At 42.3% G+C, this 17,207-nt stretch carries 15 protein-coding genes; 1 reads left to right on the forward strand and 14 read right to left on the reverse strand.

Going from position 1 to position 17,207, the window contains the following annotated elements; all coding sequences use genetic code 11:
* Positions 1-57: 57 nt before the first annotated feature.
* The gene (locus AACW75_RS23465; RefSeq protein WP_016784030.1) at positions 58-393 is read left to right on the forward strand and encodes a hypothetical protein; all 336 of its coding nucleotides are present in this window, start codon (positions 58-60) and stop codon (positions 391-393) included.
* Between the two features lie 384 nt (positions 394-777).
* On the opposite strand, the gene AACW75_RS23470 is transcribed toward AACW75_RS23465, so the two are convergent.
* The 14 genes from AACW75_RS23470 to AACW75_RS23535 form a co-directional block, all read right to left on the reverse strand.
* Positions 778-2,949, reverse strand: a complete 2,172-nt coding sequence (locus AACW75_RS23470; protein ID WP_237297545.1) for a polysaccharide biosynthesis tyrosine autokinase — start codon at positions 2,947-2,949, stop codon at positions 778-780.
* Between the two features lie 171 nt (positions 2,950-3,120).
* Positions 3,121-3,561, reverse strand: a complete 441-nt coding sequence (locus AACW75_RS23475) for a low molecular weight protein-tyrosine-phosphatase (protein ID WP_237297546.1) — start codon at positions 3,559-3,561, stop codon at positions 3,121-3,123.
* A 251-nt stretch (positions 3,562-3,812) separates the two neighbouring features.
* Complete coding sequence (locus AACW75_RS23480) at positions 3,813-4,949, reverse strand: polysaccharide export protein (RefSeq protein WP_237297547.1); 1,137 nt, start codon at positions 4,947-4,949, stop codon at positions 3,813-3,815.
* Position 4,950: 1 nt separating this feature from the next.
* The gene (locus AACW75_RS23485) at positions 4,951-5,250 is read right to left on the reverse strand and encodes a hypothetical protein (protein WP_237297548.1); all 300 of its coding nucleotides are present in this window, start codon (positions 5,248-5,250) and stop codon (positions 4,951-4,953) included.
* A gap of 204 nt (positions 5,251-5,454) precedes the next feature.
* Positions 5,455-7,737, reverse strand: a complete 2,283-nt coding sequence (locus AACW75_RS23490; protein ID WP_237297549.1) for a YjbH domain-containing protein — start codon at positions 7,735-7,737, stop codon at positions 5,455-5,457.
* Positions 7,737-8,681, reverse strand: coding sequence for a capsule biosynthesis GfcC family protein (locus AACW75_RS23495; RefSeq protein ID WP_237297550.1), 945 nt, complete (start codon positions 8,679-8,681; stop codon positions 7,737-7,739). Before AACW75_RS23495 ends, AACW75_RS23490 begins: the two co-directional genes overlap by 1 nt.
* Before the next feature lie 21 nt (positions 8,682-8,702).
* Positions 8,703-9,407: a YjbF family lipoprotein gene (locus AACW75_RS23500; RefSeq protein ID WP_237297551.1), complete on the reverse strand. Its 705-nt coding sequence runs from the start codon at positions 9,405-9,407 to the stop codon at positions 8,703-8,705.
* 138 nt (positions 9,408-9,545) lie between these two features.
* Complete coding sequence (locus AACW75_RS23505; RefSeq protein ID WP_017629890.1) at positions 9,546-9,785, reverse strand: hypothetical protein; 240 nt, start codon at positions 9,783-9,785, stop codon at positions 9,546-9,548.
* A 615-nt stretch (positions 9,786-10,400) separates the two neighbouring features.
* Complete coding sequence (locus tag AACW75_RS23510) at positions 10,401-11,516, reverse strand: LPS O-antigen chain length determinant protein WzzB (protein WP_237297552.1); 1,116 nt, start codon at positions 11,514-11,516, stop codon at positions 10,401-10,403.
* A 151-nt stretch (positions 11,517-11,667) separates the two neighbouring features.
* Positions 11,668-13,584, reverse strand: coding sequence for a polysaccharide biosynthesis protein (locus AACW75_RS23515; RefSeq protein WP_145570115.1), 1,917 nt, complete (start codon positions 13,582-13,584; stop codon positions 11,668-11,670).
* Positions 13,585-13,646: 62 nt separating this feature from the next.
* On the reverse strand, positions 13,647-14,825 hold the full coding sequence (locus AACW75_RS23520) for a DegT/DnrJ/EryC1/StrS family aminotransferase (protein WP_237297553.1): 1,179 nt from the start codon (positions 14,823-14,825) through the stop codon (positions 13,647-13,649).
* 21 nt (positions 14,826-14,846) lie between these two features.
* On the reverse strand, positions 14,847-15,476 hold the full coding sequence (locus AACW75_RS23525; protein ID WP_237297554.1) for an acetyltransferase: 630 nt from the start codon (positions 15,474-15,476) through the stop codon (positions 14,847-14,849).
* Complete coding sequence (locus tag AACW75_RS23530) at positions 15,469-16,065, reverse strand: sugar transferase (protein WP_181360086.1); 597 nt, start codon at positions 16,063-16,065, stop codon at positions 15,469-15,471. Before AACW75_RS23530 ends, AACW75_RS23525 begins: the two co-directional genes overlap by 8 nt.
* Positions 16,049-17,182: a glycosyltransferase family 4 protein gene (locus tag AACW75_RS23535; protein ID WP_102571982.1), complete on the reverse strand. Its 1,134-nt coding sequence runs from the start codon at positions 17,180-17,182 to the stop codon at positions 16,049-16,051. The genes AACW75_RS23530 and AACW75_RS23535 overlap by 17 nt, the downstream gene beginning before the upstream one ends.
* Between the last annotated feature and the right edge of the window lie 25 nt (positions 17,183-17,207).

The following is a 17,207-nucleotide window of genomic DNA, read 5'->3' on the forward strand; positions in this document are numbered from 1 at the left end:
TAAGAGCGGGAGTGACGAGAAAGGCGGTATATCACCATCAATAAACCAAGGAGCAGTATGACATTGTTCGGAAGAATATTCGGGAGCCAGTCTTCCATTAACAAAGGGTTAGATGCACTCACCAACACAGGAGATGCGATGTTTTTTACTGATGAAGAAAAAGCGAAGCACAAACTGGCACTGCTTAAAGCGTATGAACCTTTTAAGTTAGTACAGCGCTACATTGTGTTGTTGTTCACGATTCCTTATGTGGCACTGCATGTGATGGTGATTTTGGGTTGTATGCACGGCTACGATTGGAAACCTTTGGGGGAAATGACCAATGAAGCGTTTGGTTATCCGGTGTTAGCGGCGATTGGTTTGTATTTAACGGGTGGGGTGGTGAAGAAGTAGAAGAGCAGATGCGAGTAGCGAGTAAACGGGATGCGAAAAGCTAAAAGAGCAGATTCGAGTGGTGCTTTTAGCTCCTCCCCTTTATCACGATTGTTACTTGGCAAAAAACATCAATATAAGGGGAGGCTGGGAGGGGTTGGTTAGGCATCGCTAGCAACCCCCTCTAACTCCCCCTTCTATTAACACCATCACTCACAATAGTTCGGTGTTCAAGGGGGAGAACCAAAAGCGAAGTTTTCGAATGATTTAAAGTGCAGATGCGAAGAGCTTAAAAGAATAGATGCGGGTAGCGAGTAAACGAGTAACGAAGAGATGAAGAGATGAAGAGCAGATTCGAGTGGCGCTTTTCGTATCTCGCCACTCGAATCCCGTTACTGCTTTTAGTTATTTCTTGTCGCTCGAATATGCGTAGTTGTAGTAACCGTAGCCGTACGAGCTTGATGCTTTCTTCTCGATGGCGTTGAAGATAACGCCTTTCACTTCGATGCCCGATTGTTCGAAACGATTACGAGCTACATCGATCTCTTTAATGGTGTTTTGACCGTAACGAGCGACCATTAATGTGGTGCCAGCGAAGGCGCCAACAATACTGGGGTCGGTTACTGCAAGTACGGGTGGTGTATCGACAATCACCAAGTCATACTCTTTAGCTGCCCATTCCATTAGCTCTGCAAAGCGCGGGTGCATCAGCAATTCAGATGGGTTGGGTGGCACTTGGCCACGAGTAATAATGTCGAGGTTTTCAACTGGAGTCGACTTCACTGATTGAGCGAACTCTTGCTTGCTGCTCAATACATCAGAAAGGCCGTTATCCCAGTTCACACCAAAGCTTTGTTGTAGGTAGCCTTTACGCATATCGGCATCAATCAACAACACTTTTTGGCCTGTTTTTGCAGCTACTGCAGCAAAATTGGTCGAGATGAATGATTTACCAATACCCGGCGCAGGGCCAGAGATCATCAAAACGTTATTTTTTGCTTCTAGCATCGCAAAGTGCAAGCTAGTACGAAGGCCACGCAGTGCTTCAACCGAAAGGTCAGCAGGGTTCGATTCGGCAAGCAGAGCTTGGGTACCCTTGGTTTGCTGCTTTTTCGATTTAAAGCGGTTGGTTAGCTCAATCTGTAAATCAGATTTTGGTACCGCTGCGTAAACCGGAAGGCCAATTTGTTCAATTTGATCTGGGCTTTCAACACCACGGTGGAACGCCGCTTTAACCAATACAAACGCGACACTTAACATGCCACCCAGTAGCGTCGCTAATACAACAATCAATGGCTTCTTCGGTTTAACGGCGCGAGCGTAAGCTTGCGCGTCATCTAAGATACGAACGTTACCGACCGTACCGGCTTTAATAATGCTCAGTTCTTGAACCTTGTTTAATAACTGGATGTAGATTTGTTGGTTTACTTCTACGTCACGTGTCATACGCAGTACTTCACGCTGTGTTTTTGGCAGCTTTTGCACTTGCTTGTTCAGGCGCTCTCGCTCACCCAATAATGTTTTTCGCTTATCAATCAGCGACTTATACGCCGGGTGATCTTTAGTAAAACGCTGACTGATATCACTCTCTTTGAACGTTAGCTCGTTCAATTGCGCTTCAAGCTCTACCATTACCTTTAGGGTTGATTGTGCTTCTAAGCCTAAGTCGATCGATTCGTTCTTTTGGCGATAATTGTTCAGTACGTCTTCATAACCAGTTAGCTCAGATTTAATACCCGGAAGATGACTCTCTAGGAACTCTAGGCTCTTCTCTGCTTCTGCTGAATTGCGCTTCACGTTTTGTAAGAAGTAGATCTGGCTAATATGATTAAGGATTTCAGAAATCTGTTGCTTGTTTTCACCTTCAAAGCTTAACTTCAAAATACCGGTTTGCTTACCTTGCTCAGACAGAGACAAAGAAGCTTTCAACCATTCGATCGCTTCTAGTCGGCTGCGTTGACCAATCGAGAATTCAAAATCGTTGTGCGATTCAAAACCTGCCACAAACAAGCTGTAGTCGTCGGCTGTGGCTAGCTCACCCACTTTGCCTTGCAAGATAACGCGCTCATCGTCACGAACCAGTTGGTAAGTACCCTGTTCGGCATCGACGATCTGAATGGTATGTGCGTAATCGCTCGCATAGCTTGGCAAGGTAAAGCGGCTCACTGCGATGTGGTTGATGTCGCCGGTTAAGCGTGCAAACCCTTTGCCGACGATGGGTGCATAGTTAGGTGATGTCACAGTAGTTAGGTTAAACTTATCCACCGTTTCGCCCAAGATCATACGAGACTTGATGATCTCCACTTCTGTCGTGGCAGAAGATTCCTGAGAGAACATGTCTCCCATGTCACCGACCATCGATGAAATTCCGCCAGAGCTCTTCTCTTCAATTTGGATCAGTGCATCGGCTTTGTATATCGGTGTTGAAAGCAGGGCAAACGCAATACCAAACACAGCAAAAGCAAATGTGGTGAGCATGATTAGCCATTTAGCATCTAATAAGATACCAAGCAGTTTTCCTAAATCTATCTCATCAGAGTTATCTGTGTGTGATTGCTGAGATGGTTGTGTTGTCATCAGATTGCTACTTCCTAAATTATTGCTATTTAAGAGACGATATATACGCTCCGCGTACTTCTCTTTTATATGATTCTGTTGGTGGCTTAGCCACGCCTACGTGTAGTGCATGACATTTAAAAAGCTGTCTATTTAAAACCTACTGCATTTAAATCTACTGTATTTTTAAACCTACAGTTTTTTTACCCAAGCTTGCGCAGCTTCGTCAATCAACTTATAAGCATATTCAAACGCTTCACGGCTTTGACGGTGCGGATCGGGAATGTCTTTTTGGCCAATCCACTGACCAAACAGCATGGTTTTACCACGCGCTTCCGGTGAAATTTGAGTGAGCGCCTCCATATGGCCCTTCTCCATCACCAATATCAAATCATACTGAGCACAAAGTTGTGGCGTCACTTGCTGAGACTGATGGTTTTCAACATCGACACCATTTTCAGAGGCAATCAAAATCGCCGTGTTATCTGCTGGCTTACCGATTAAACTACTTTTTTCGGCAGCAATGCCTGCAGAGGCCACTTCTTTGTTGGGAAGCAGTTTTTGAAGAACACGTTCTCCAGTCGGCGAACGACAAATATTACCGACGCACACCACCAAAATTTTATTAAACATAATTCACTTATAACGTTAGTTTTTCGTAAACCGAGCGTATTTATAAACCTGATGCACTTATAAAACGAGTTTTTTGGAAGCAGAGCATCTACAAGCCAAGTGCATTTGCAATGCTAGACGTTCTTATAAGCCAAACGTTCTTATAAGCTAGACGTTTTAAAAGACAAATGTGCCTACAAACAAGATTTACTTTTAAACATAAAAAATCAGGCCACACGTGAAATGTGACCTGAAGATTAATCTATCTTAGCCTAAGGCCAATTACGGACACGTAACGCACCTTCAGTTAAATTATTAAATCCGCTGATGGTTGGTAGTAACTGCCCTACAACACGGTTCCAACGGCTAATAGGTGCTGCCGTTACGTAAACAATGTCGTAAGGTTTTAAATCAAACTCAGTACCAATCACCAAGGCAGAGGCATCTTCTATATTGAGCTGGTAGATATCAGCCATACGCTCTGATTTGTCATCGGAAGTGCGAATTACAAACACGCCTGTTGCATCGGCAGTGAGTTCGTTGATACCACCAACATTACTGAGCGCTTCCGTCAGGCTCATCCCGACTCTATCTATCTTCAAGAGCTTCGGTTCTTTAACTTCACCCATCACGAACACTTTCTGCTTATCATTACGCGGCACGTGAACAATGTCACCGGCTTGCAATAAGCGGTTTTGAGTTAGGTCACCACGTTGCATTAAGCCGTAAAGAGAAAGGTTCTCTTCCACGCCATTACGGGTTAATGAAACATTACGCCAGTCGGCATTTTCAGATAAACCACCAGAGCGGTTCACGGCATCCAGTAATGTTAAAGGGATATTGGTAATCGCTTGCTGGCCAGGTTTTGAAACCTCACCGGTAATGTAGGTTTTCTTAGAGCGGAAAGCCGCAACGTTAACATCAACCTGAGGGCTTTCGATGTACTTAGCTAAGCGAGTTGCAATATCAGTACGCACTTCACGAACAGTTTTACCGGCTACTTCTACTGTACCAATGTACGGATAGAAGATGGTGCCATCGGCATGAACCCAGTTACCCGCTTCGGTACTACTACGGTAAGAACCGGCAGGAATGGTTAATTCCGGGTGATCCCAAATGGTGATATTTAGGATATCACCGACACCCACTTGGTATTCATACTTCGCGATATCAACATCAAGTTCCGGGTTTGCTTGTGACACCGATAAAGATTCATTTCGGTAGCTTGATACCGATTGAGCCGTGAGTGGGTAAAGATTAACCACGTCAGAAATATCAGACTCTTGCTGCTCCTCTGAAGGCTGAATCACATTCTTATTGCCAGTCGAAAGGTGTGTTCCTGGAGTCGTACAGCCTGCAAGCAATGCAGGAAGGAGCGCTATAAGGAGACGATGTTTATTAATCTTCATGTTAACCAAGTTCATAGAAACGGAATGTGTCGTGATACCCCGAAGGATACCCAAAGGAAGTGAAGCGAGTCATTTTATCAGCTACGCAGTATTTAATAGAGCTAAGGAGTGAAAGAGCCGTGATCTTACTCCCATTTACGATTGGGAAGTGGGACGCTACCGCCCTTTGATATTCCGCGACATCACACTGCGTAGTTAATGTGCCTCTATCTATTTGGAATTGAGATAGAAGTTTTTTGTCGTAAACCGAGTCAAAGACCGTACTTTCACGCGGTTCTTTTATTGCGTAAGCATTATCCACAATCTGCGCTTATTATCAACCTAGTTGAATGGTTTCAAGATGAAAGAGCTTAAGGGCTGATGCGAGAGCCTAGGAGCGGATGAGAGTAGCGAGATGCGAATAGACGAAAGCGAAGAGCTCTTCAAATCTCGTTAATCGCATCTGTCTTTATTTCGTATCTGCCTTTATCTCGCATCAACCTTTATTTCGTATCTGCCCCAAAATCTACTTAACGCTACTTGGTCTTTGGAACCAAGGTGAGCGAGCATCGGTTTGATCGAACAAGTTGTATTGCTTATTCAGCACTTGGCCGCCGTCACGCGTGATTGGTAACCAGGTAAAGCCTGCGCGGCTTGAGCTTGGTTTCACTGTGACTAAATCAAACGGAATCGATACATAGAAGCCTTTGGTATAGCTGCCTTCACCGTACTCTTCAGTTGTCATGTCGGTTAAGCTGACAAACGCACCGGCAATAACGCCACTCTTGAACTGCTTAGAGAAATCGACACGAGTACCGATATCACCCGCAAGGAATTTACCTACGCCGACTTTCAGCAAGGTATCGCTCAAGAAGTCCCATTGTGGGGTGTAGTAACCGGTAATAAAGCCAGTCGTGCCTTGATCAATCACTTTATACGTTCGGCTGCTGTCATCTGGGTTGACTTGGATCTCATCATCAAACGTGCCGAACCAGCTTTCAGGGTCTCGCTGACTTATCGCGGTCATGTCTGCACCAATGGCCCAGTTTTGGTTGAATGGGCGGTACAGGATTTCGCCACCCACACCCGCGAACATGCTCTCAAGGTAACCACCATAGGCTTGGGTGTAGACACCGCTGCCGTAGTCTTCAAACCAAGTCAGTTGTAAACGGTCTAAACGAACCGGATCATCAACATAAGAGCGGAACAAGGTTCTTACTCTTGGCGTTTGGTCAGTGCCATCTGAAGGGACGGTATAATTAAACTTGTCGTAGTTATCGACTAAGTTAACGTAAAGCGAGCCCGACAGTTCGACATTGTTTAACGCCCAGAACGAAGCGTTAGTGTATAAACCCAAACTGTACAAGTAGAAGTTTTCAGCCGAGCCGAACGATTGAGCGAGGTTTGGTGAAATCGACACATCGAATCGCTCACGCCCATCATGATAGATAACGGATTTCTTGCGTTCTAATTCGTGAGTACTTGTTGCGTCGCTGGTTTGAGCGTTAAGGTAATGATTGTTAGCCGCCGCTTTGAATGCTTGTGCATCTACCGTTGTCTCAGTGAGTTCCATCGATTTATCGTTTTCGATGATTCTATAGGTATCGATGTAACTCGGTACCGCGTTGGCGATCACGGTCGCACCGCGTTCAAGGGCGATATCTCTGTCTCGGTATTTAACCTGAGTGCCCTTTACTACAATGCTGTTATCGTCGACCAAGATTTGCGCTTGTTCATAGCCTGCGACGGTTTCAAGCTCTTCTGCAAGGGCCGCCATATCAATATCGTCAACCGTCTCGACACCGCTTGGGCGTAACTCTGCTGTTTCGGTATCTCGCCACACAGAATACATTTCATTGAAGTTGGTAGAGAGATCGAAACCAAGGGTTAGCGTATCACCTCGCTCATAGCTCACTTTAGCCGAACCCCAATCAGTGAAACGGTACACAGCGCCGACGTTCCATGGCGTGTGTTGTGTCATGTCGACACCACCGCGCACAACCGGGAAGTCTTGAGAGTAATCATTGCCATCGTATTCAAGCTTCAAGGTTAGCGGCTTATACGGGGTTTGATATTCAAAGCCGCCATAAATCGCCGCATCGCCTTTAAACCAACGTTCAAAATCGACACTGCCACCATTGCCTTTAAAATCAGACGGGCGTTCACAGTACTTGTCACTGGCTTTACACAATGGGTTGGTGAAGTTGCCACTGGTGCCCATGTATCCCCAAGCCATGCCCAAGGTAAAATCAACAGGGCCAAAGCGTTTAGTAGCCGCAACAAATTCGCCATCAAATAAACCGGTACCACCAAAGTCACGTACACCGATCGACACTTCCGGTAAGTAATACCCTTCTTCGATTAAGCGCACTTTAAAGTCGATGCCTTTATCTGTGTGCTTAGTACAACCACTGAATGAATTCTGAGAACAATCTTGATTGCCACTACCGCTATAATAAAGATCTTGAGTTTGTGTATAGCGAATGGTGGTTTCAAGCCAAGGCATCACCTGTAGGCTTACGTTATAGAAGTAATATTCATTATTAAACGAAGCACTAAAGTTGAACTCACCTTCTGGTGCCATTCGGCCTGTCGGCATTTGCATTAAGCCAACACCACCAAAGTTCATTTGTGAGGTTCTGTATTCTGTGTCGTCGAATGATGATTTTTCTGCTCGAATCGAAGAAGAATCAATGGTTGTTTCGGCAAAAACCGTCTCTGCAAAAACCTGTGCACTGTTCGTTATTAACAAGGCGCAGGTAACCGCTGTGCACACTGCCGATAGAGGGAATGATTTCTGTTTCAGCATTACAGGCCAACCTTATGACGTAGCAAATCGACGATATCTTGGTTCAACGTTGAGTATTCCGATGGCAAAGAGTAAAACGCCATAAATACGATGGCACCGGGTGCTAGGTAAACTGGCTGTTCGTTCCAGTAAGCGTATTGAATGGTTTGCACCACGCCATCAGGCTGAACAACATACGCCACGCTTTTATCTGCGGATTCACCAATAAAGCCGTTCGGCAATGCATCGAGATAATCATTCAAGGTTCCATGCTCAATCAGATTCATTGTTACCGACTCTTTCATTGCCCCCATCAACTGAATTGACGTTGGTCGTTGTGGCAAGTACAGAGAAAAGGCTTGAGTTTGACTGGCTGACGGCTTGTTAGTACGAGAACTTGAAACAAGCAGTGGATTCTTATCTGATTGCGAGATAACGGCATTACGGTCTAGCTCAATAAAAACTCGATTGAGATATTGGAAAGAGGCTAATTGTTGGCGCACTAAATTTGCTTCTGGCTCTTCTACTGCGAAAGCTTCAAGCTGGTTCAGTACATTGCGCTTTTTGGCTTCGATAGATTCGTTAGCTTCTTTAAATCTAGTAGCTGCAGTCGCTTCAGTATTGGTTTCATCAAACAGTTGAGCCGAAAGGGGGAAGTAACCAATACTGCCGCTAGCATTTTCGTTAGAGCTAGCATTCGCATTAAAGTTAGCATTCACGTCGTCTAATACCTGAAGCAGTCGAACGTTAGTTTTATACTCAAGCGTCACACCTTGAAGAGGAAGCTCGATTGTTGTTTTAACTGAAGAAGCGCTATTAGTTTTATCAATAGATGCAGCAGTATTAAAATTAGAAGCCGCAGAAGCAGAGCTCAAAACAAACACAGCGCTCATCATTAATAGAGCTCTCACCAAAGGCAACCGACGCCCCGTCATTTTTGATGTATGACTCATATAATTCATCATTTTAGTTCATTACCCTGTTCGTTAATTGCTTTGATAATGCTTAAGGACGGTTAACTCAAGCCTTGTCATATCAGGGCCTAAATACTGTATGGTTTTGACCACTTTGCCTTTGCTGTCGACCCAATACTTGTTGGTGATCTCTTGTTCTAACATTGGGAATTGAATTTTTTCTTGGAACTTCTTGGTATCGATAGACGCTAACGGAGTTTCGACCGTTTCATTTCCCGCATACGTTCGGGTGATATTTGCTTTATAGCCGAATCGATAGTTAGGTTGCCAGTCGTACACCGCTTGCCACTTTTGAGCACCAAGGTTCGCTGACACATCAAACGTAGAAGAAGAGTCTGCCGACGAGCTGTTTGCAGACGAGAACGTATTTAACGGTTGGAATGCCAAACCTGAAAGGTTTTCGTAAGGAAGCAATAGCGTTTGTACGATACGTCCATTTTCAGTGACGATCATCGCTTTGTCAGAAGACATCCACTTTAACTGCTCTGCGCCCGTTTGCGGGTTTTCACCTACGTAAGCCAAAACCATGAAGATTTTGCCTTGGTCATTCACTTCCGCGTAAATGCTGGAATAAGGTAAGGTCTGAATGTATTCCTTTGATAGCTCAACATCGGAGCTTCCAAAAAAGGCTTCATCAAAAGTAGAATTAACGTCTTGAAACTGCTGAGAACAACCAGCAAGAAAAAGACCAAGAGATATGATTAGAGGTTTAAGCATGACGAGTTCTGCTTCCTAGCAATCTGGTTGCTGCTGTCCAATATGGAAATTAATCAATTAGATATAAAAAAACCACTTTATGCTTTCACATAAAATGGTTTTAAACATACGTTAACTAAAACATGTATTACTCAAAAATTATCGAGTAGTTGTTGTAGTCGTTGCACCGCTTTCGTTAGAAGCAACCGCTACAGCTGCCGCTGCTGCTACTGCTGCTGTCGCAACTGCAACTGTTGTTGCTGTGCCAGCTGCTGCTGCAGATGCACCAGTACCTGCTGCTGTGCCAGTACTTGAACCAGCTGCCGCTGTTTCTTCTGCTGCAAATGCAGCACCTGAGAAGCTAACTGCTAATGCAGCTGCTAGAGCCATCTTTTTCATAATGATTTCCATTGATATAAACGTTTATATGTAGAAGATGATTTTCACACCCTCAATCAGTTGCTCAGCTTAAACAACTGATTGATCATGATAAATAATAACCACAATCAAGTAAATGGATAAATCATAAACAATACCTTATAAAGTATTATTTATGAAATAACGTCACATAAATATGAGTGCAAAGCAGAAACCTATCCCCATGCTAATGCCTATGTAAGATAAGGCAAGTTAAGCACACAAACCGATTGTTAAGCTGAGAAGATAAACCTCTGCCAAGCCCAGAAGACAAACCACACCAGAGCCTAGAGGTAAGATGCCATCAACTCTTTACTATTAGCTGCTTGCTATTAACTATTAACTATTAACTATTAACTACACTTTGTCGCCAGTGCCTTTGCCTAACACGGTTTGAATAATGTCACGATTAGATAGCTGATAACGCATTAACACTAGCGTATCGATGCCAAATATCATCTGCCATCGAACTTTACACCCCCCCCCCCCCTCAATTAAAGAGACAAGAACGATCTACATGAGGGCCTAGTCTGTAGAGATTGAATAACTAGAGACATTGGAAGTGGCCAGTGGGAATCCACTAGCCATATGAGGGAGTTAATCTTCTTTCTTAAATGCAAACCGAATCAAGACAATAACTACACCAAACGCTCCACCAAATAATGTTCCAAGTAAAACAATTATGGAACGTTTAGGAGCATCTCTACCAATTGGTTGCTCGACATTATCAAGGAAACGGAAAGTATGGAATTCAATATCTCGCTCGATTTTAAGGTCACCTAGCATTTCCAACTTTGCATTTATCTGCTGAAGACGAGGCTCAATAACACTTAGGTTTTTAACCGACTCCAAAGCTTGAACTTTAGCTTCTAAGCCCTTGGAACCTAAATCAATTCCAAATATCTCGCTACGATTACTTGTTTGAATCGGTTTATCGACCCCAGCTGCATTTGCTATTATAACAGCATACTTAGCTCGCTCAGTCTCAACTAACAATTGATTCTTAGCTTGGTTCTCCAACACCTTTTTTTGTTGGATTAATTCGTTTCTCTTACCACTAACCACAGCTTGTAAATTATTAAATGCATCTTCTTGAACCTTGGCTTCGGTAGCAGCAATATAAGAGGTTAATAAATCGAAGCTACTCTTCTTAGTCGTAGTTTGAAAGCTAACGAAGTAAGGTGAGTTATTATTTTTTTTATCCGTAATAGAAGCTGATATTCTGTCAAACCACTCGGCATGTAATGCACGCGTAGCCCCTTCACTTATGTCCGCCCCATTCGTAGAAATAACATCAAAAAAATCAGAACTGCTATCTAAAAAAGTACGCTTATTATTCGTAGAATCAAACGTATTAATAAAGCGCTGAAACAATACTTTAGAGTTAATTAAGTTATCTAACTCTTTGCTAATCAACACTGTACCATCATCTTGATAAACATTGAAAATCGGTTGAAATTGCTTTACCTGATGTTGATACTCTGCAAGATCTTGAGGTTGAGCTTTTGCAACTGTGGCGCGAGATGACCACCATTCCTGCGCTGACAGTGCAAAGAAAACACTACATAGCATGAATACGATAGTCGTTAATATAACTATTAACTTATCCTTCCATAAAGCTTTAATCAGTTCTTTAAAAACAATTTCATCCTTTGGACCATACATCGGAGGATCCTCTGGGGAATACATCGGTGATTGTATCTGTTGCTTCACTGTAAATCTCTCAAACATCAAATTAATATAGGCAATATGCCATCACGCGTGTTTTTCACGAGTGATTTTCAAACTATAAGGTAGAACTCTGCTAGCCAAAAATTATACGCAAATTTTCCAAAGAACCTCAATTAGCCGGCATTCTAAACGACTAATTACTTTTATTTGTCGCATGTAACCAAACTAGATCACCTATTCCATCCGTAGGTGAGAAATCAGCAGGGGCGTTTAGCAAAAGTTGACGTATTTTCTCATGCTCGAAGTTATGGCATGCTTTATCTAAATTATCGATCAAATCTTCAAATTCACCAATTGGTAAAAATGATTCAGTAGCTGTCATAATGCGCTCATGAGCAGTTTGTTCAACATTGTCACCAATTAAAAGCTCTTCAAATAACTTCTCTCCCGGGCGTAAGCCGGAAAATTTAATCTCTATATCCCCATAAGGGTGAAGTTCGTCTTTAACTTCTAGTCCAGACAAATAAATAAGATTTTCCGCTAAATCCGTAATTTTGACCGGCTCTCCCATATCAAGAACGAATACGTCACCACCTTTACCCATAGCTCCAGCTTGAATCACAAGCTGGGCGGCTTCAGGGATAGTCATAAAATAACGAATTATATCGGGATGAGTCACTGTAACCGGACCACCATGAGCGATCTGCTTTTTAAACAAGGGGATCACTGAACCGGAAGAACCCAATACATTACCAAAACGCACCATGCAAAAACGAGTCCCGTTTTGCTTTGCCTTCTCTTGTTGAGCTAAAGCTTGGAGCCCTAATTCAGCAACACGCTTTGTTGTTCCCATTACATTTGTAGGACGAACCGCTTTATCAGTTGAAATAAGAACAAAAGATTCTACTCTCGCTTCGATCGCAGCGTTTGCAGTGTAATAAGTACCAAAAATATTATTACGAACACCTTCAACAACGTTAAATTCAACCATAGGCACATGTTTATAGGCCGCAGCATGATACACAGTTTGAACCTTAAAACTCGTCATCACTTTGCTCAATCGGTTGATCCTTTGTACCGAACCAAGCAAAGGTATGATTTCAACACTTAATTGCTCACTATTGACCAATAAAGAAAGCTCACGTTCTATTTGATACAAGAAGAACTCAGACAACTCAAATAAAATCAAAGTTGTAGGCTTCTGTTTTATAATTTGTCGACAAAGCTCTGAGCCAATTGAACCGCCGGCGCCAGTTACCATAACTACTTTGTCTTTGATATTTGCTTGCATTAAAGACTGTTGAGGAGCAACTGGGTCTCGGCCCAATAAATCCTCAATCGGCACATCTTTAAGCTCATCTATACTAGCATTACCTTCAACTATGTCTTTCATGTCAGGAATAGTTAGAACTTCTGCTGACAAATGAAGCAATGACCCTAAGATCTGTTTTCTTCTTGAACGTGATGCACTAGGTACGGCCAATAAAATTTGTTCAACATCATACTTTAGGAGCAAAGTTTCAGATTCTTGAATGCTACAAACACGCAGACCCATAATAATGGTATTTTCCAACGTTTTATCTTCATCGATAAAACCAACAACCTTGTGACTTTCAGACGTTCTTAAGGCTAATGCTAATTGACGGCCTGCAGCCCCAGCTCCGTAAATCAGTACTTTTTTACGGCCTTTACTATTCGCTTGTGTTACTAAAACACGAACAATCAACCTAGAACCACCACAAAGCAGACAAAGGAAGGTTCCATAGATAATAGGAACAGAACGAGGGACAGAGGCATCCAAATAGAAAGCGAGGAAAGCAACAGTTGCAGCAGATACTAGCGTGCCTAAACTGACTACAGCTAACGCATGAAAGGTAAGGTATCGCAAAATAGCTCGGTACAAGCCTAGTTTAGAAAATGTAATAAGTGTTATAACCAAAGTACCTACTAACACGTATTGGTTTATTACATCATCCAGAGGTTTAATATGACCAATGCGAGTCCAGTATGCTGCGTAAAATGATGTAATGACAAAGATCGTATCGACAAAAATACTAATCATGCGCTTCTTGAAACGAGATAGATTCCAAATATAATTGAGCTTAGCCATATCATCCACTAACGAAAACAAAACGCTAGTATTGTACTAGCATTTTAATAAAAAGTATTGAGTTAACCATTCTGTGCAACTAAAAGGACTTCACGTAAGACACGACAAGTTTCATTGATCTCTAACTCTGTTAGTGTTGGATGAACCAAAAACATCAAGCTTGTATCACCAAGTTCAAGTGCATTTTTCAAGCGCTTATTCGGTCGCCATGGTGTGTTATCAAATGCTTTTTCTAAATAAACCTCTGAACAACTACCTTGATATGCAGGTATACCTTTCTCAACAATGGCATCAACAATCCTATCTCGAGTCCAACCTTTTTTAAGTTTTTCCGGTTGAACAAAAAGGTAATGCTTGTACTCGGCATGCTCTACATAATCAGGAATATGAACGTTACGAACAACGGTCAAATCAAGGGTTGCTTGATCTATCGCCTTAGCATTCAGTTGACGCTTTTCAGTCCACTCTTTCATCCTAACTAATTGAATACGTCCAATAGCAGCTTGCATTTCCGTCATACGCCAATTGGTACCAAAACTTTCGTGTAACCAACGAAAGCCAGGAGAATGCTGTCGGTTATAAATAGCATCATAGCTCTTTCCATGATCTTTATACGACCACATAAATGACCATAACTCTTGATCATTTGTTGTTACCATCCCACCTTCGCCACCTGTCGTCATTATTTTATCTTGACAGAAAGACCAAGCACCTATGTGACCAATGGTACCTACACTACGACCTTTATACCTTGCACCATGAGCCTGAGCGCAATCTTCAATCACTTTAAAACCATGTTTTTCAGAAAGAGCCATAATTTCGTCCATCTCGGCAGGCATACCTGCTAGGTGAACCACAATAACTGCCTTAGTTTTTTCAGTTAGCACTTCCTGTATCGATTCCGCAGTAATATTCTGACTATTTAAATCTACATCGGCAAAAACAGGAGACGCACCTGCAGTAACGATGGAAGATGCTGATGCTAAGAATGTTCGTGAGGTTGTAATAACCTCATCTCCAGCGCCTACGCCTATAGCTTTTAATGCAACGTCAAGAGCTAACGTACCGTTACCAAGAGCGATTGCATATTCGCTATCACACCAAACTGCAAATTCTTTTTCGAACTCACGACCTTCTTGGCCGGTCCAATAATTCACTTTATTTGACAACAAAACCTGACTGACTTTATCAGCCTCTTCTTGAGTAAAAGAAGGCCAAGAGGAGAATTGAGTATTGAGCACGCTAAAACCTATATAAGTTCGTTATCTAAAATCATTGATACATTTTGCGGGGATGCCGAAAGCTACTTTATTATTCGGTATATCACTGACAACCGTAGCACCCGCACCTATCACCGAAAAACTACCAATGTTGATGAGTTGTTTTACTTGAGCACCGATGCCTATCCAAGCACCTTCTCCAACATTTACATTGCCAGCTAAATTCGCCCCTGGACTAATATGTACGCCATCTAAAAGAACACAGTCGTGATCAACACTACTTGATGTATTGATAATGCAAGCTTGACCTACGTTAGCAAACGAGCCAACCACAGCATTCGCCATGACTACACTACCAGCACCCACTTGAGCGTAATGACTCACTATGGCTTTAGGGTGAACTAACGCTTTAAAAGTACCTCCAGCATCTTTCAAAATACGTTGTTTTTCAAGACGAACAGTATTATTACCAATTGATACAACAACAAGATCATATTTTTCGACATCGGCCAATAGGGCTTCCGTATTACCCTGGACAGCCCAACATTCGTGTCTTGTTAATTGAGGCCAGCGATCATCAAAAAAGTCAATCTGGCTATAACCATTACACTCGGCAATATCAGCAACTACCTTTCCATGGCCACTTGCACCAAGAATTGCGCACCTATTCATCAGGAGTTCCTTTAAAAGGTTCCATAGTCACATGGCCATCAGCAGAAATACCATCTTTGACAAAAACTTTTTTCACGGTGAGGAGGAGTATTTTAATGTCTACCCACATTGTTCGGTTGTCCACATACCAAACGTCTAACTTAAACTTCTCCTCCCAAGAGATCGCATTGCGTCCATTAACTTGAGCCCAACCAGTAATTCCAGGGCGAACATTATGACGCTTAGCCTGCTCGTGATTATATAATGGAAGATATTCGACCAGTAGTGGACGGGGGCCAACTAAACTCATATCGCCTTTAATTACGTTCCATAATCCCGGTAACTCATCTAAACTAGAGGAACGCAGCTTTTCTCCGAAAGGAGTCAAGCGTTTAGAATCAGGCAGCATCGTTCCGTTTGAGTCAACCAAATCCCTCATAGAGCGAAATTTAAACATCCCAAATACTTCCCCATTAAGCCCTGGTCTCTGTTGTCGAAAAAGAATTGGAGAGCCTAAATTCTTTTTTATTTTCCAAGCAACAAGGATTATGATGGGGGATAGTAATAGCAATGCTGTACTTGATAATAAAAGGTCAACAAATCTTTTCATAATTAAGCCCCATTACATTTAAAATATCCGTATTAACTTTATGAACATCAAATTTGTCAAATGCCATTTGACGACTTAGAGTCCCCATTTCCAACCAAGCATCGGGATTCTCGATAAACCAAATCATTCGTTCTGCTAATTGTTCCACATTTGCTTTTTCTACCAACCAACCATTAACGCCTTCGACAACGGTTTCTTTACAACCAGGCACATTTGTTGTCAATATAGGACGTCCCATAGACATAGCCTCAAGCACCGTTCGAGGCAGGCCTTCATGATAAGAAGGAAGCACAAAGGTAGAACACCTTTTTAAATACGGTCTAACGTCATTAGTTGACCCGCCGTAAGATATCACCCCTTCTTCTACCCACTGATTAACCTCTTGAATGCCAATGCCATCAGGTGATGGGTCTTCAGGGCCTATTAGTTCAAAATCGACGTCAGGATACTTCATCTTCACTATTCGAGCCGCTTCATAATACTCGCGTATTCCTTTGTCACCTAGCAGTCTTGCTACAAGCAAAAATCTAGGCTTACTCGGGAGTGCCTCCAACTCGAAGTGGCTTAAATCTATACCTGAACCATTGACTATGTGGCATTTTTCCTTAGGGATAATCCCCTGTTCGATGAACAGTTGCATATTATCTTTGTTTTGAAATATCACACCAGAAGCTTTAGATAAAGCCATCCGATACAAAACTTTAACTAACTTGTTTAATAAACTTTTAACCCATCCGCCTTTTTGGAAAGCATATCCTAAGCCGGTAACCATTGCATAAAATGAGTCTACCTTGCATATTCTTGCTGCTAATCCTCCCCAAATAATAGGTTTGATTGTATAAGCAAGAATTACACTATTTTTCTGTGAACTAAATACTTCCTTAAAAAAAAGAAACGTTCTCACATCCTTAATAGGATTCATTCCATTTCGTTGAACCGGATAGTCTACATACTCGGCCCCTAAATTATTTATGGTGGAAATTTCACTATCAACAGCGTCACAAGCCATACAAGTTACTTTATTGAATTTTGTGAGAGCCTTGATTAATTCACCTCTAAAGTTAAAAAGTGAACTAGGAAGAGCTCCAATGATATAAACATTATTTTTAGGTTTCATAAACTTGTTAACACTTAAATTTTAT

It is taken from the genome of Vibrio sp. L3-7 (assembly GCF_963898195.1).
Classification (GTDB): Bacteria; Pseudomonadota; Gammaproteobacteria; order Enterobacterales; family Vibrionaceae; genus Vibrio; species Vibrio echinoideorum.

What these genes read in the sequence shown, in the direction of transcription:
- AACW75_RS23490 (WP_237297549.1), bottom strand. Translation starts at nt 7,737, where the DNA reads ATGCTGAAACAGAAATCATTCCCTCTATCGGCAGTGTGCACAGCGGTT.
- AACW75_RS23465 (WP_016784030.1), top strand. Translation starts at nt 58, where the DNA reads ATGACATTGTTCGGAAGAATATTCGGGAGCCAGTCTTCCATTAACAAA.
- AACW75_RS23515 (WP_145570115.1), bottom strand. Translation starts at nt 13,584, where the DNA reads ATGGCTAAGCTCAATTATATTTGGAATCTATCTCGTTTCAAGAAGCGC.
- AACW75_RS23495 (WP_237297550.1), bottom strand. Translation starts at nt 8,681, where the DNA reads ATGATGAATTATATGAGTCATACATCAAAAATGACGGGGCGTCGGTTG.
- AACW75_RS23470 (WP_237297545.1), bottom strand. Translation starts at nt 2,949, where the DNA reads ATGACAACACAACCATCTCAGCAATCACACACAGATAACTCTGATGAG.
- AACW75_RS23475 (WP_237297546.1), bottom strand. Translation starts at nt 3,561, where the DNA reads ATGTTTAATAAAATTTTGGTGGTGTGCGTCGGTAATATTTGTCGTTCG.
- AACW75_RS23535 (WP_102571982.1), bottom strand. Translation starts at nt 17,182, where the DNA reads ATGAAACCTAAAAATAATGTTTATATCATTGGAGCTCTTCCTAGTTCA.
- AACW75_RS23525 (WP_237297554.1), bottom strand. Translation starts at nt 15,476, where the DNA reads ATGAATAGGTGCGCAATTCTTGGTGCAAGTGGCCATGGAAAGGTAGTT.
- AACW75_RS23480 (WP_237297547.1), bottom strand. Translation starts at nt 4,949, where the DNA reads ATGAAGATTAATAAACATCGTCTCCTTATAGCGCTCCTTCCTGCATTG.
- AACW75_RS23500 (WP_237297551.1), bottom strand. Translation starts at nt 9,407, where the DNA reads ATGCTTAAACCTCTAATCATATCTCTTGGTCTTTTTCTTGCTGGTTGT.
- AACW75_RS23505 (WP_017629890.1), bottom strand. Translation starts at nt 9,785, where the DNA reads ATGAAAAAGATGGCTCTAGCAGCTGCATTAGCAGTTAGCTTCTCAGGT.
- AACW75_RS23530 (WP_181360086.1), bottom strand. Translation starts at nt 16,065, where the DNA reads ATGAAAAGATTTGTTGACCTTTTATTATCAAGTACAGCATTGCTATTA.